This is a genomic window from Streptomyces sp. NPDC059455 (assembly GCF_042750115.1).
In the GTDB taxonomy this organism is placed as follows: Bacteria; Actinomycetota; Actinomycetes; order Streptomycetales; family Streptomycetaceae; genus Streptomyces; species Streptomyces endocoffeicus.
In genome coordinates, this window is record NZ_JBHYVB010000093.1 from 1 (window position 1) to 13287 (window position 13287).

At 70.9% G+C, this 13287-nt stretch carries 14 protein-coding genes and 1 pseudogene; 6 read left to right on the forward strand and 9 right to left on the reverse strand.

What is annotated here, in order from left to right:
• Positions 1-106 precede the first annotated feature (106 nt).
• Positions 107-1225 carry an NADH:flavin oxidoreductase gene (locus tag ACFXB5_RS29080; protein ID WP_385213013.1) on the reverse strand — a complete coding sequence of 373 codons (1119 nt, stop codon included), beginning with the start codon at positions 1223-1225 and terminating at the stop codon, positions 107-109.
• A gap of 178 nt (positions 1226-1403) precedes the next feature.
• Between ACFXB5_RS29080 and ACFXB5_RS29085 the strand changes: the two genes are divergently transcribed.
• Positions 1404-1853, forward strand: coding sequence for an RrF2 family transcriptional regulator (locus ACFXB5_RS29085; protein WP_385213016.1), 450 nt, complete (start codon positions 1404-1406; stop codon positions 1851-1853).
• A gap of 57 nt (positions 1854-1910) precedes the next feature.
• Here the strand turns inward: ACFXB5_RS29085 and ACFXB5_RS29090 are convergent, their stop codons facing one another.
• The 3 genes and pseudogenes from ACFXB5_RS29090 to ACFXB5_RS29100 all read right to left on the reverse strand — a co-directional run.
• Positions 1911-2708, reverse strand: coding sequence for a helix-turn-helix domain-containing protein (locus ACFXB5_RS29090; protein WP_385213018.1), 798 nt, complete (start codon positions 2706-2708; stop codon positions 1911-1913).
• A 100-nt stretch (positions 2709-2808) separates the two neighbouring features.
• The gene (locus ACFXB5_RS29095; protein ID WP_385213021.1) at positions 2809-3141 is read right to left on the reverse strand and encodes an alpha/beta fold hydrolase; all 333 of its coding nucleotides are present in this window, start codon (positions 3139-3141) and stop codon (positions 2809-2811) included.
• Between the two features lie 14 nt (positions 3142-3155).
• A pseudogene (locus tag ACFXB5_RS29100) lies at positions 3156-3680 on the reverse strand (alpha/beta fold hydrolase); the annotation flags it as partial.
• 8 nt (positions 3681-3688) lie between these two features.
• Here ACFXB5_RS29100 and ACFXB5_RS29105 point away from each other — a divergent pair.
• Entirely contained in the window at positions 3689-3925 is a 237-nt protein-coding gene (locus ACFXB5_RS29105) for a hypothetical protein (RefSeq protein WP_385213024.1), read from the forward strand.
• Between the two features lie 347 nt (positions 3926-4272).
• Here ACFXB5_RS29105 and ACFXB5_RS29110 read toward each other — a convergent pair whose 3' ends face one another.
• Positions 4273-5193 carry a LysR family transcriptional regulator gene (locus tag ACFXB5_RS29110; protein ID WP_385213027.1) on the reverse strand — a complete coding sequence of 307 codons (921 nt, stop codon included), beginning with the start codon at positions 5191-5193 and terminating at the stop codon, positions 4273-4275.
• 84 nt (positions 5194-5277) lie between these two features.
• Between ACFXB5_RS29110 and ACFXB5_RS29115 the strand changes: the two genes are divergently transcribed.
• Positions 5278-6039, forward strand: coding sequence for a sulfite exporter TauE/SafE family protein (locus ACFXB5_RS29115; protein ID WP_385213030.1), 762 nt, complete (start codon positions 5278-5280; stop codon positions 6037-6039).
• Positions 6040-6056: 17 nt separating this feature from the next.
• Here the strand turns inward: ACFXB5_RS29115 and bla are convergent, their stop codons facing one another.
• Complete coding sequence (gene bla, locus ACFXB5_RS29120) at positions 6057-7004, reverse strand: class A beta-lactamase (RefSeq protein ID WP_385213032.1); 948 nt, start codon at positions 7002-7004, stop codon at positions 6057-6059.
• Between the two features lie 171 nt (positions 7005-7175).
• On the opposite strand from bla, the gene ACFXB5_RS29125 reads away from it, so the two are divergent.
• Together ACFXB5_RS29125 and ACFXB5_RS29130 are read left to right on the forward strand one after the other, a co-directional pair.
• Positions 7176-8105, forward strand: a complete 930-nt coding sequence (locus ACFXB5_RS29125; protein ID WP_385213034.1) for a LysR family transcriptional regulator — start codon at positions 7176-7178, stop codon at positions 8103-8105.
• Positions 8102-9004 carry a serine hydrolase gene (locus ACFXB5_RS29130; protein ID WP_385213036.1) on the forward strand — a complete coding sequence of 301 codons (903 nt, stop codon included), beginning with the start codon at positions 8102-8104 and terminating at the stop codon, positions 9002-9004. The genes ACFXB5_RS29125 and ACFXB5_RS29130 overlap by 4 nt, the downstream gene beginning before the upstream one ends.
• A gap of 65 nt (positions 9005-9069) precedes the next feature.
• Here ACFXB5_RS29130 and ACFXB5_RS29135 read toward each other — a convergent pair whose 3' ends face one another.
• Entirely contained in the window at positions 9070-9825 is a 756-nt protein-coding gene (locus ACFXB5_RS29135; protein WP_385213039.1) for a dienelactone hydrolase family protein, read from the reverse strand.
• A gap of 373 nt (positions 9826-10198) precedes the next feature.
• Positions 10199-10807 carry an exonuclease domain-containing protein gene (locus ACFXB5_RS29140; protein ID WP_385213042.1) on the reverse strand — a complete coding sequence of 203 codons (609 nt, stop codon included), beginning with the start codon at positions 10805-10807 and terminating at the stop codon, positions 10199-10201.
• A 199-nt stretch (positions 10808-11006) separates the two neighbouring features.
• Here ACFXB5_RS29140 and ACFXB5_RS29145 point away from each other — a divergent pair, with 199 nt between their 5' ends.
• Entirely contained in the window at positions 11007-12563 is a 1557-nt protein-coding gene (locus ACFXB5_RS29145) for an alpha-L-arabinofuranosidase B (RefSeq protein WP_385213045.1), read from the forward strand.
• Between the two features lie 60 nt (positions 12564-12623).
• Here the strand turns inward: ACFXB5_RS29145 and ACFXB5_RS29150 are convergent, their stop codons facing one another.
• On the reverse strand, positions 12624-13193 hold the full coding sequence (locus ACFXB5_RS29150) for an SDR family NAD(P)-dependent oxidoreductase (RefSeq protein WP_385213048.1): 570 nt from the start codon (positions 13191-13193) through the stop codon (positions 12624-12626).
• Positions 13194-13287: the final 94 nt, after the last annotated feature.

A 13287-nucleotide genomic window follows, 5' to 3' on the forward strand; every position in this document is an offset into this window, starting at 1 on the left:
TTTGTTAAATTGAAAAACTCCCACCCCCCCGCGGCGCCCCGCCCCGGCCAGATCCCCCCGTGCTGGCCGGCGCCGTTCCCATCGGTGCGGGGATCAGCGCGAGGGCTCAGTGCAGGGACTCCACCGCGTCCCGGCTGAACGGGGTGAGCTCGCTCACCCGGCCGTTCAGGACCTTGTCGGCCCACTCGGGGTCGGCGAGCAGTGCGCGGCCGACCGCGACGAGGTCGAATTCGTCCCGCTCCAGAGGTTCCAGGAGCCGGTCGATGGATTCCACGGCCGCGTTGGCGGCGGAGAGGGAGCCGGGCTGGAAGACGCTGTCCAGGCCGACCGAGCCGACGGTGATCACCGGCTTGCCGGTGACCTTCTTCGCCCATCCGGCGATGTTCAGATCCGACCCCGTGTCGGGGAACTCCGGCTGCCAGTAGCGCCGCCCGGAGGCGTGGAACGCGTCGACCCCGGCCTCCGCCAGTGGCGTGAGCACGGTTTCCAGCTCCTTGGGGTTCTCGGCGAGCCGGACGTCGTAGTTGTCGGACTTCCACTGGGAGAACCGGAGGACGATGGGGAAGTCGGGCGCGACCCGCTCGCGGATGGCGGCCACGAGGTCGGCGGCGAACGTGGTCCGGGAGGCCGGATCGCCACCGTAGGTGTCGGTGCGCCGGTTGGTGCGCTCCCATAGGAACTGGTCGATGAGATAGCCGTGCGCGCCGTGCAGCTCCACGCCGTCGAAGCCGATCTCCTCGGCCGCCCGCGCGGCCTTCGCGAAGGCGCCGATGACGTCGTCGATGTCGGCGAGGGTCATCGTCTCGCCCGCTCCGGGCGTGCCGTCCAGCGCGATCCCGGACGGGCCCACGGACGGGGCGTCGGGGAACGGCGGCGCTCCCGCGGTGCGCTGTATGCCCACGTGCCAGAGCTGGGGCATGATCGCGCCACCGTGGGTGTGCACGGCGTCAACGACCTTTTGCCAACCGGCCAGTTGCTCCTCGCCGTGGAAGCGGGGAACGCCGTCGATATAGCCGGCGGACCGGTGGTCGACGGTGGTGCCCTCGGTGATGATCAGGCCGGTCCCCGCCGCCGCCCGGCGCGCGTAGTACGCGGCGACGTCCGCACCGGGAATGCCATCGGGGGAGTGCCCACGGGTCATGGGGGCCATGGCGATCCGGTTCGGCAGCTTGGCCGAACCCAGTGTGAACGGGCGGGACAGTGCCGTGGTCAGGCGGGTGTTCACCGTGTCGCTCTCCAGACGTGTGGTTCCTATGAGGCTTCCCCCGGAGCCTCGAAAGTGTGAGTCTGAAAGGTACAGTTTTCACGGCGTAAACTGCAACTGTATTGATTGCTTTTTAGGTGAGGGCGGAACGGCACCGTCGAGTAGGCTGTGCCCCGATCTGTGCGCGGAGGTGGAGAAGGTGTTGGACATCCGGTTCTCCCGTGCGCTCCAGGTGATGCTGTTCCTCGCCGTGGCCGCCGAGAACGGGTCCGGGCCGCTGAGCTCCGCCGACTTGGCCCACAGACTGAACGCCAACCCGAGCCTGGTCCGGAAGCTCCTCGTCCCGCTGACGGACGAGGGGCTGGTCGTCTGCGTCAAGGGCCGTACCGGCGGGGCGCGGCTCGGTCGGCAGGCCGAACGGATTACCCTGGCCGAGATCTATCGCTGTGCCGTCGGCGACAAGCCCCTGTTCGCCCCCTCACCGGGGGTGGAGCCCGTGTGCTCGGTGACCGCGCACGGCGGTGAGTACTTCGCCGCGCTCACCGCCGAGGCCGAGGAGGCGGTCCTCGAATCGCTGGGCGACCGCACCCTCGCGGACAGCGTGGGCGAACTGCGCCGCCTCTGCACCGGCCACGCCCGGCAGGACTGATCCGAGCCCGGCCCGGTGTTCATCCGGCGCGTGGCCAGGAGCGCCAGGTGTGCTCTCTCATGCGGTCGGTTCCGTCCCCGCGATCACCGCGGGCGGCTTCCGGACCGGCCATGAAGCAGGCCACGCGACGTCGTCGATCGCGAGCCACGGCGCGACGGCCACGGCCGTGGGCGTCAGCCCGGTGAACGCCTTGACCTCGCGGTGGAGGTGGGACTGGTCGACGTAGCCGCTCTCGGTGGCCACCCCGGCGGCGGTGTGACCCGCCGCGAGAAGGTGGGCCGCGTGGTCGAACCGCACCAGTCGAGCGGCGTGTTTGGGCGCGATGCCGAGCTGGGACCGGAAGCGGGCCGACAGACGCTTGCGGCTCCAGCCGACCTCCTCCGCCAGGCGCTCGACCCGCACCCGCCCCCGGCCGGTGAGCGTCCGCCGCCAGGCGTGGGCGACCTCCGGGGCGACGGGCGGGCGAGTGCCCAGCCAACGGCCCAGGATGTCCACCGCGATCGCGAACCGCTCGTCCCACGACGCGGCGGCACGCAGTCTGTCCTCGGCTTGCCCGGCGTCGGGACCCCAGACCTCATCGAGCGATGCCACCGTCCCGCTGAGCCCGGTCGACGGACCGAACACCGCGGCCGCCGCGACCGGCTCCAGCCGGATCTGGAGGCACTCGCCCACCCGGCCGCCCGTCCGGACTGCGCCGGGGTGGAGCCCGATGACCACACTTCCGCGTCCGTGCCGGCCATGTGCGTGGTAGGCGAAGCCCTCTCCCTCGCTCAGGTCCACCAGCAGGGTGACGGACGGGTGCGCGACCATGGCGAGGTCCACCGGCGCGGGGACGCGTTGGCGGAACCCGGCCATGCTGACCCCCGGCAGCCGAGCTGACGGGCGCGGGACCGCGACGTCCACCGATGCCCAGTCGAATGGTGTCCCTCCCGGCATCACACGACCACTCTAGGTCTCAGGGCGTCACAGGCGGGGCGTCAACGCCCGTTGCCGCGAAGCCCAGCAGCAGGGTGCCGGTCGCCTCGGGCTCCTCGAACATGGGTACGTGTCCGACGCCCGGCAGCAGCTCGACCCGCGCGTTCGGCACCGCGTCGTACCGGTGCGCCGACGAGGGCTCCCAGCGGGGGTCGGCGGCACCGAAGATCACCAGTACGGGGATGTCGAGGGTGGCCAGACGCTCGGGCACGCTCCGCTCGGTGATGTACGCGGTGTTCCGGCGCAGCAAGGTCCTGAGCGCGGGGTAGGTGATGCTCCGCATGTCGGCCACCACGTCGTCGGGTACGTCCACCGGGCGAGCGCACGTGGTGCTGATTCCCCTCCGGATCGTCGCGTCCGAACGCCTCGGCCACAACAGCGGGCCGAGGGCGGCGCCATCAGCGCCCGAAGGAGGACCGGCTGCGGCAGGAGGGCGTCAAGACTCGGGCCGCTGCTGATCAGCGCCAGCGATCTCACCAGGTCGGGACGGTGTTCGGCAAGCGCGGTGGCGGCGTAGCCGCCGCTGGAGTGCCCGACCGCGACCACGGGAGGCAGACCGAGACCGTCGAGCAGCGCCGCCACCTGACCAGCCTGCGCGGGCACGTCGTATGACGCCGCGGGCGGGGACTGGCCACAGCCCGGGAGGTCGACCCGGATGACGTGATGGTGGCGGGCGAGTGCCGGGACCACCGGGCCCCAAAAGCCGCCCGAGGCCCCCGATCCATGGATGAGCAACAGTGGCGGTGCCTGCCGAGGGCCGTCGTGGACCACATGTATCCCGTGCGAGAGCTCAACGATGTGTTCACTCATGCAGGGATGGTGCAGGAGCGGCCGGCTGCCGGTCTTGTACATATGTCGTCGTGGCTGTCGTGGCTGTCGTGGCTGTCGTGGCTGTCGTGGCTGTCGTGGCTGTCGTGGCTGTGACAGCCGCGACCGGGATCGAGTACCGGGCTTACCGCAGCCCCGGATCCGGCGGCGGAGCCACAACCTTCGGATCCGGGTATTCGGGAGCTTCCCGACAGTCCAACCGCGACGTTGTCCTCTTCGCCGAGGCGATGAGCAGTTTGGCGTGTGAGTGGTCGCTGACGGTGAAGTGATCGCGCATGGCGAATTCCAGGGAACGGCCCCGCCCGATTCCGTCCCGCCGCCACTGCCGATGTCACACGCGACGAGGAGCCTGCCGGCGTCCTCCGGACCGACGGTGGCCGTGTAGCGCACCGACCGGCCCGATGGGGGCGATTGGGGAGTCCACGCCACGGTGATGGCGAGCAACTCCTCGCCGTCAGCCCGGTCCGTCAAGGTACAGAGGTCCTCGGGCGTACTCCTCCTGGCCGACTCCTCCCGCAGCGCCTTGGTGACCTGGCCGGTGCTCGGGGTCTTGACCGGATAGACCTTGCTCGGCCCTTTCGGCTCCCGGGCCTCCTTCCCCGGGGACGGCACCCTGCTAGGCCGGAAGGCCATCGCCCCCGTCCGGCTCGGACATGGCCGCGCGGCGCAGATGTTCGGCGAGTGCCGTGGTGGCGGTGGACGAGGCCCGGGCCTTCGTGCCCCAGGCCAGGAGATGGCTGCGGCGTGCCCACGGATCGCGGAGGTCGCACACGTCGAGCGGATGGTACGGGGCGATGGCGCGGCGTGGCACGACGGCGAGTCCGACCCCGGCGGCCGCGAGGGAGACCAGGGTGTTGAGGTGGGCGACGGTGGTGCGGTAGCGCACCGCCGGAGCGTGCGGTCCGAGGTTCTTCTCGATCGAGCGGCGCAGCGAGGAACCGGAGTCGAGCCCCACGAGCGGATGCTCGGCCACCTCGCTGTAGGCCACCTCGGTGCGCCCCGCGAGGATCCCGCCGCACTGGCCGATCACCACCAGCGAGTCGTCACCGAGGGGTTCCATGGTGAGACCGCAGTCGCGGGCCTCGCGGTCGAGGACGACGCCCAGGTCCGCCTCGCCGTCGGCGAGCATCCGCACGGTCCGTGGGGTGCGGCTCTCGGACACCTCGACGTCGACGTCCGGGTGTGCGCGGAGGAACGAGACCAGGGCCCGTGGCACCAGGCGGTGCATCGCGGAGCCACCGCCCAGCAGGGTCAGCGGGGCGGTCGGCGGCCGGGCATAGCTCGCCACGGCGCTTTCCAGGCGCGCCGTCTGATCGAGCACGTCCCGTGCGTGGCGGGCCAGTGCCGTCCCCGCCGGGGTGGGGCGCACGCCCCGCCGTCCGCGGATCAGCAGGTCCACGCCCGCGTGATGCTCGAGCGAGCGCACCCGCGCACTGGCCGACGGGAGGCTCAGATGCATCCGGTGAGCGCCCGCCGTGATCGAGCCCTCCGCCACGATGTGAAGGAAGAGCCGCAGGTCGTCCAGGTCATACCGCACCCTGATGAGCCTAAGGCAGAGCCTTGGGCCGGCTACGCGGATCACGCATTGTGGGCCCACGGGCCATGGGGCGATGCTCGGCGGGTGTCGGAGACAGTGCTTGTTCTGCTGGCGGGTGTGGCCGCCGGGGCGTTGAACGCCATTGGGGGCGGGGGCACGTTCGTGGCGCTCCCCGCCCTGGTGGCGGCCGGTCTGTCGCCCGTGACGGCGAACGCGTCCTCGACCGTGGCCCTCGTCCCCGGGAGCGTGGCGAGCGCGTGGGTGTACCGGCGCGATCTCGCCCCGGTCGGGGAGACGTCCACGCGGGCCCTGACGGCGGTCAGTGTGATCGGTGGCGGGCTCGGCGCCGGTCTGCTGCTGGCGCTGCCCGCGGTGTCGTTCGACGCCGCGGTGCCCTGGCTGCTCGCCTTCGCCACGGTGGTCCTCGCCTTCGGGCGCCGCGTCTCCCGCGCGGTGAGCGAGGCGAGGGGTCATGCGATCGGCATGAGCCCCCGGGCCGTCCTGGTCGGCCAGTTCCTCCTCGCCGTGTACGGCGGATACTTCGGCGGTGCCGTAGGCATCATGATGCTGGCCCTGTGGAGCATCGGCCTCGGCCTCGACACCTCGACCGGCAACCCGATGCGGGTCGCCCAGATCACGGCCGTCTACCTCAGCGCGACCGGGCTGTTCCTTCTCGCCTCGGACGCGCTGGGCGCGCCGCGTCTGCTCGCCGCCATGCTCGTCGGGGCGGTGGCCGGTGGTGTGGCCGGAGCGCGGATCGCCCGCCGTCTGCCCGCGTGGCTGCTGCGGGGCGTCATTCTGACCACCGCCGTGACCATGACGGTCCTGTATTTCCTGCGTGGCTGAGGACTTGACCGACCGCGTTACGACATCGTGTCGGCCACCACCGACGCCGCGTCCGCGATCAGCTTGTTGTCGAACGGGGTGTCCTTGTCGCCGCGGTACGACATGATCGCCATGACGAGGGGAGCGGCGTCGGGCCGCCACACCACGGCGATGTCGTTGCGGGCGCCGTAGTAGCTGCCGCTTCCGGTCTTGTCGCCGACCTGCCAGCCCTTGGGCATTCCGGCCCTGATGAGCTCGTCCCCGGTGGTGTTGGTCCGCAGCCACTTCGTGAGCCGCGCGCGCTCTCCCTTGCCGAGGACATCGCCGAGGACGAACGCGCGCAGGTCCTTGGCCATCGCTCGCGGGGTGGTGGTGTCATGTGTCTCGCCAGGCACCCATTGGCTCAACTCCGGCTCGTGACGCTCCATTTGGATGACGTCGTCCCCCAACTTCTCGAGGATGGCGTCGAGGCCCTTGGGGCCGCCGAGCTGGTCGAAGAGCAGATTGGCCGCGGTGTTGTCGCTGTAGCGGACGGCGGCGTCGCACAGCGCGCCCAGGCTCATCCCGGTGTCCACGTGCTTCTCGGTCACGGGGGAGTTGTCGACCAGGTCGTCCTTGGAGTACCGGATCACCCGGTCCAGCCCGCTCAGCTTGTACTTCCGCAGCACGGCACCAGCCTCCAGCGCCTTGAACGTGGAGGCGAACGCGAACCGTTCGCCATCGCGGTACGCCACCTCGTGTCCGGTGCCGGTGTCGATCGCGTAGACCCCCAGGTGCGCGTCGTAGGAGCGCTCCAGCTTCCTGAACGCGCCGGTGGCCGCCTTCGCGTCCGCGCCCGTACTCGCCCTCTCGGCGGAGATCGACGAGGAGCTCGAGGGCCCCGACGCGTCCGAGGAATCCCCTTCGCTACAGGCCGTCAGCGGGACGAGCAGCGCGAGCGTGGCAAGCGCGCTGACAGCGGTGTGCCGGGCACGGGTGAATCGCATGGTCCGAACCTCCGGTTGGGTCCCCGTCGCGCGGCGCGCACACGGGATGGAATGACCGGGCCCCGCTTCCGGGGCGTGGTCATGGCGTTGGGATCACCCTCGCCGTCGGGCGGCTATGCGGTCCAATACGCTCATGCGCTTCTTCATGCTGATCTGGCATAGAGTGCGGCTGTGGATCTGGTGGGAGTGTGCCGGGCGTTCGTCAGCGTGAGCGAGCGGGGAAGTTTCACCGTCGGGGCGGCCGCCGCCCGGATGTCGCAGTCGGTGGCCAGCCGTCGCGTGGCCGCGCTGGAGGAGCGCTTCGGGGAGCAGCTCTTCGAGCGCACCTCGCGGCGGGCCGTCCTCACCCCGTTCGGGCGGGAGATGCTGCCGGTGGCCAGACAGCTCGTACAGGCGGCCGATGTGCTGCTGCACGAGGCGGAGGCGGCCAAGCGCAAGCCGTGGCGGCTCGCGGTGCCCGGCATCTGCTCCACGGCCGGGCTCGCCCATCTCGTCGCCGAGGCGCGAGGGCACGGCGTCACCCTCGATCTCCGCGTGGCGGCGCCCGCGCGGCGCCTGGAGCTCATCCACGCACAGCAGGTGCGGGCCGCCCTGCTCGCGGTGCCCGCGGACGAGGCCACATGGTCGGTGCCGCTCGGGCTCGCCGGAGTGCGGGATCCCGGTGTGCGGCGGGTCTATCTGGAGACGTTGCGGGTCGGCCGGTCCGCTCGGGGCCCGGCCCGCCGGATATGGATCCAGCCGGAGGACGATGTGCCGCACATCCGCGACCCGCTCACCCGGCTGCGCGACGCGGTCGGTCTGCGGCCCGCACAGCTCGTGGCCGCCACCGATCTGACGACCGCCGCCGCCGAAGTCCTCTGCACCCGCGACCTGTTGCTGTGCTCTCCCGCCCAGGCGGAAGAACTCGCCCTGAAGTGGCGGCCGATTGGTGAGATCGCGCTCAGCCGGGGGTTCGCCCTCGCCGCCGCCGCGGACGGCAATCCCCAGCACCTCGAAGGGCGCCTGGGCGGCGCCATCGCCCGCTGCCTGGGTGCGGACACCTGGGCGGACACGGGGGAAGCGGGCACCCGGGCGGACACCGTGGAAGGAGCCGGGGTATGAGCACCGAGGCACTGCTGAGCGATCTGCGCGGACAGTTGCGCGACGGCGGTCTGCACGGCTGCCTGCTCGTACGGGACCTCCACACGGGGGACGAGCTGGGGATCGACCCGGACACCCAGCTGCCCTCCGCCTCCCTGGTCAAGGTCCCGCTCGCACTGGCCACGGTGGAGCGCATCCGGCGTGGCGAACTCGACGGAGCCACGATGCTCGATGTGCCACCCGGGCGGATCACCACGCCCGGTCCCACCGGGCTGAGCCGGTTCCGCCACCCCGTCCGGATCGCGGTCGACGATCTGCTCTATCTGAGCACCTGTGTGAGCGACGGAACGGCGGCCGACGCGCTGTTCGACCTCACCCCGCCCGCTCAGGTGGCCGAGATCCTCCATGAGCTCGGGCTGCGTGGCATCACCGTCCGGCACGGTATGCGCGAGCTGAGCGAAACCCCGGTGGAGCGCTTCGATGCCGCACAGGTGCATCTCGCCCACGCCCTCGCCATCGACGCCGGCACCAGCGGCCGCGGCCATCGGGTGCCGCAACTCGACACCACCCGAGCCAACACCGGCAGCGCACGCGCCTGGGTGGAACTGCTCCAGGCCCTGTGGACACCGTCGAAAATCCACCCCGAAGTGGCGCTGCGCGTACGCGACCTCATGGCCCACAACGTGCTGCGGCACCGACTCGCCCCGGACTTCAGCTCCGACGCCACCACCTGGTCCTCCAAGACCGGCACCCTCCTCAACCTCCGCCATGAGATCGGGATCGTCGAGCACTCCGACGGCCAGGTGTTCGCCGTCGCCGCGCTCACCGAGTCGCTGGTGCCCGCCAATATCCAGCCCGGCGCCGAGGCCCTGATGGCGCAGGTGGCCCGCACTCTGCGGGACCACCTCCGGCAGCTCTAGGGTCCTTTTGACGGAGGGCGGTGACCGGCCCGGGGCGGCCGGTCACCAGCCATGGCCCACCACGGTCAGAGGGTGCGGCCGAAGAGGTCGAGCAGGGCCGCCCAGTGGCGTTCGGCGGCCTCGGCGTCGTAGGCGGAGGTGTCGGCCTGGGTGTAGCCGTGCTGAGCGCCCTTGTAGACCTCGGTGCGGTGGCGGACACCGGCCTCGTTGAGGGCCTTGTCCAGGCGCTCGATCTGCTCGGGGGGAAGGGCGTGATCCTGGTCCGCGTGTCCGAAGTACAGCTCGGCGGTGACCTGCCCGGCCACCGTGTGCGGGCTGTCCGGCGCCTCCGTGGCCAGGAAGGCACCGTGGAAACCGGCCGCCGCGGCGACACGACCGGGGTGCGTTCCGGCGGTCCGCAGGGCCAGCCCGGCGCCCAGGCAGTAGCCGGTGAGGCCCACGGGCCCGTCGGTGGCCTGCGGGCAGGAGGCCAGCCAGTCGAGATAGGTGCCGGCGTCGCGCATGGCACGCTCGGGGGTGAGCTCCTGCGCCATCGGGGCGATGTGCTCGAAGACCGCCGAACGCGTCGTCGGGTCGAGGAAGTCGGGCAACTCCACCACGGGAGCGCGCCCGTGGCGGTAGAACACGTTGGGCACCAGCACGGTGTAACCGGCCGCGGCCAGCCGGTCGGCCATCCCGAGCAGATGGGGCCGGAGGCCGAACGCGTCCATGTACAGCAGAACGGCCGGGTGGCGGTCGGTGTCGTCGGGGTGGGCCAAGTAGGCATCGGCGATGCCGTCCTGGGTGGGGATGTCCACGGCTGTTCCGCGCACTGCGGCCATGTGGGGGTTCCTTTCCTCGATGCGTACCGGACGGCGCGCGAGCGCCGCCGAGCAAGATCTCCGCCCTATCCGGCGGATTGTGCCACTCGCCGCCAGCGCGTTGGACGCCACGCTCGCCGATGGCCGATTCACTCCCTCCCCGGAGGCGCCACTCGGGCAGAGCGGGTCCTAGGGGTGTCCGGCGGACCACGTGGCGGAGCCGCATATCGATTCACGCGGCGGAGCCGCATATCGATGCTTCCCCTCCCCGCCCCCTTCCCGCTACCGGGGGCTTGGCCCCCGGACCCCGGGGTTAAGGGGCGGAACCCCAGTTGAGGGAAGAGGCGGGGAGGGGAACAGCCTGCCGCAGGCGTCAAGATCCGCCGGTCGGCCCCTAGAGGCACCCCTCGGGCAGGGCGGCCCCACCGGCGCAGACGTGTCCGATCGCCGCGGCGATCGAATAGCAGTCGAAGAGCGCCGAATGCTCCTTGCCGGCCGCGGGTTTGGGCAGGCCGAGCGCTTCCCACAGCCGACCGGAATTGGTCGAGGCCGTTGTCGGCGCGATGGTGTTCAGCCATGGCCGGATGTTCAGGAAGGGGGTGGTCAGAAAGCCGTTCTTGACCTCCTCGCCGCGGGCCCGGGCCCATCCCACGTTCTCCCCGAGGACGACCATGTCATTGCCGTAGGAGAGGACGGACTGCCCCCGGCAGAAGGCCAGGAAGTCGCCGATCGCCTCGGCGGGGGCGACTCCCTCGCGGTCCACGGTCCGCTGGTCGATGCCTGTGAGGCCGGTGAAGAACGGCGAAAGCCGAGGATTGACCACCGGTCTGACCAGCGCTTCGTATTCCTCGACAACGGAGTGGGCGTCAGGGGAGGAGCCGGTGCTGATGCGCAGCGCGCCGATCTGGACGATTTCGCGAAGCTGCCCCGGTTCCGACCAGTCCTGCTCGAGCGCTCCCGACCATGTGGTGAACTCAAGGTCGAACACGACAAACGTCGACAAACGGTCTCTCCTCGATGTGCGGTGGGGGCGAATGAACCGTACGAGTCGCCGGACAGGAGGCTACTCCTCCGTGCACGGCCATTGACGCCGACGGTCGCCAGTCCTACCGTCAGGTTCGATTTCACGGTCAATGTACGAAATATCGAACAAACAGTGACATGGCCCTGACACTCACACAGGCACGAGGAAGGGCACCACCATGAAGGCACCTTCAGGTCTCACGAGGGTGAGAAGAGCGCTGCTGTCGGTGGGGGCGACAGCCACCCTCGTCCTCGGACTCCTGGCCGGCGGCACGGGCACGTCCCAGGCCGCGGCCTCCCTGCCGTGCGACATCTACGCCGCGGCCGGTACGCCCTGCGTGGCCGCGCACAGCACCACCCGGGCCCTCTACGCCTCCTTCAACGGCCCGCTCTACCAACTGAAACGCGCCTCCGACAGCGCCGTGACCGACGTGGGAACGCTGGCGGCGGGCGGTTACGCCGACGCCGCCCGGCAGGACTCCTTCTGCGCCGGAACCACATGCGTCATCAACGTCATCTACGACCAGTCACCGCGCCACAACCACATGCCCATCGAACCGGCCGGCACCGCGGGCCCCGCCAACTCCGGTGTGCCCGCCGACGCGTTACCCGTGACCGCGGGCGGCCACCAGGTCTACGGCGCGTCCTTCTCCGGGCGCATGGGCTACCGCCACACCGCGGCCTCCGGTGTCGCCGTCAACGGCCAGCCCGAGGGGATGTACATGGTCACCTCCGGCACCCACGTCAATGGCCTGTGCTGCTTCGACTACGGCAACGCCGAGGTGCGGATCGCCGACACGGGCAACGGCCACATGGACGCCATCAACTTCGGTACGGAGTGCTGGTTCCCGCCGTGCAGCGGATCCGGGCCCTGGGTACAGGCGGACCTGGAGAACGGCCTGTTCCAGTCGGACAGCGGCTACAGCAAGAACCCCTCGAACACCGGCAACTCCGCGCCCTTCGTCACCGCCCTGCTGAAGAACAACGGACAGAACTACTTCGCCCTCAAGGACGGCAACGCCCAGTCCGGCAGGCTCACCACCCAGTACGCGGGTCCTGAGCCGTCCAGGCCGGGCTACTCGCCGATGCACCAGGAGGGCTCCATCGTCCTCGGCACCGGCGGCGACAACAGCAACGGGTCCATCGGCTCGTTCTTCGAGGGCGTGATGACCAGCGGCCTGCCGACCGACGCGGCCGACGACGCGGTGCAGGCCAACGTCGTCTCCGTGGGCTACGGCGCGCCCAGCCCCGTGGCGGGCGGCACCCTCAACGCGGGCTCGACGATGTCCCTGCGCGCCACCACCCCGGGCTACACCGACCGCTATGTCCGCCACCAGGCCAACAGCGCCGTCACCTCCGTGGTGTCCTCCGGCAGCTCCGCACTCGACAAGGGCGACGCGTCCTGGATCGTGCGCCGCGGCCTCGCCAACGCCTCCTGCGTATCGTTCGAGTCGCGCAACTACCCAGGCGACTTCCTGCGCCACTACAACTACCAGCTGCTCCGGCAGCCGATGGACGGCACCGCCGTCTTCCGGGCCGACGCCACCTTCTGCCCCCAGACCGGCAAGAACGGCCAGGGCACCTCGTTCGCGTCCTACAACTACCCCGACCGGTTCATCCGCCACTACGAGAACAAGGTCTACATCGCCTCCAACGGAGGGTCCAACCCGTTCGACAGCGCCACGTCGTGGGCCGATGACGTGAGTTGGCGGGTGTCCACGCCCTGGACGCCGTAGGACGCCGCAGGAGGCCGTAGGACGACCTGGCCCGCCGTAGAGGACGGTCCCGGGGAGCCCTCAGTCGCGCAGGCTCATGCCGCCACAGACCGACCACACCTGGCCGTTGACCCACTCGGCGTCGTCCGAGAGGAGAAACGCCACGGTGCCCGCCACGTCCGCGGGCTCGCCCAGCCGCGGACTGCGGGCGATCTTCAGCGCCATGGCCTGCAGCCGCTGGTCGTCCCGCTGCTTCTGGGTGTCGCCCATGACCAGCCCGGGTGCCACGGCGTTGCAGCGGATGCCCTCCTTGCCCCAGCGGGAGGCGATATGGCGGGTCAGCGCGTTGATTCCGGCCTTGGAGGCGGCATACGCGGGACGCCGGGGCTCCCCTCCCCAGGCCGCGCCGGAGGAGGTGTTCACGATCACGCCGCCGCCCTGGGCCAGCAGCCGCGGGATGACCGCCCGGCAGGTGAGGGCGTAGCCCAGCAGATTCACCTCATGGGTGCGCCGCCACACGGCCGGGTCCATCTCCAGCAGATCGGTGTCCCGGCCCAGATGCTCGTCCGAGAGGTCGGCGCCGACGTTGTACAGCCCGTCGACCCCGCCGAGTTCGGCGGCGGCCCGGTCGATCCGCGCGCCGATAGTCACCCCGGCGGGGCGGGCGCAAGGGGCGGCGGCCCCCCGGGCGCCCGCCCCGGGCGCGCGCGGGGGGGTGGGCGGGGCGCCCCGGGGGGGGCTTGAG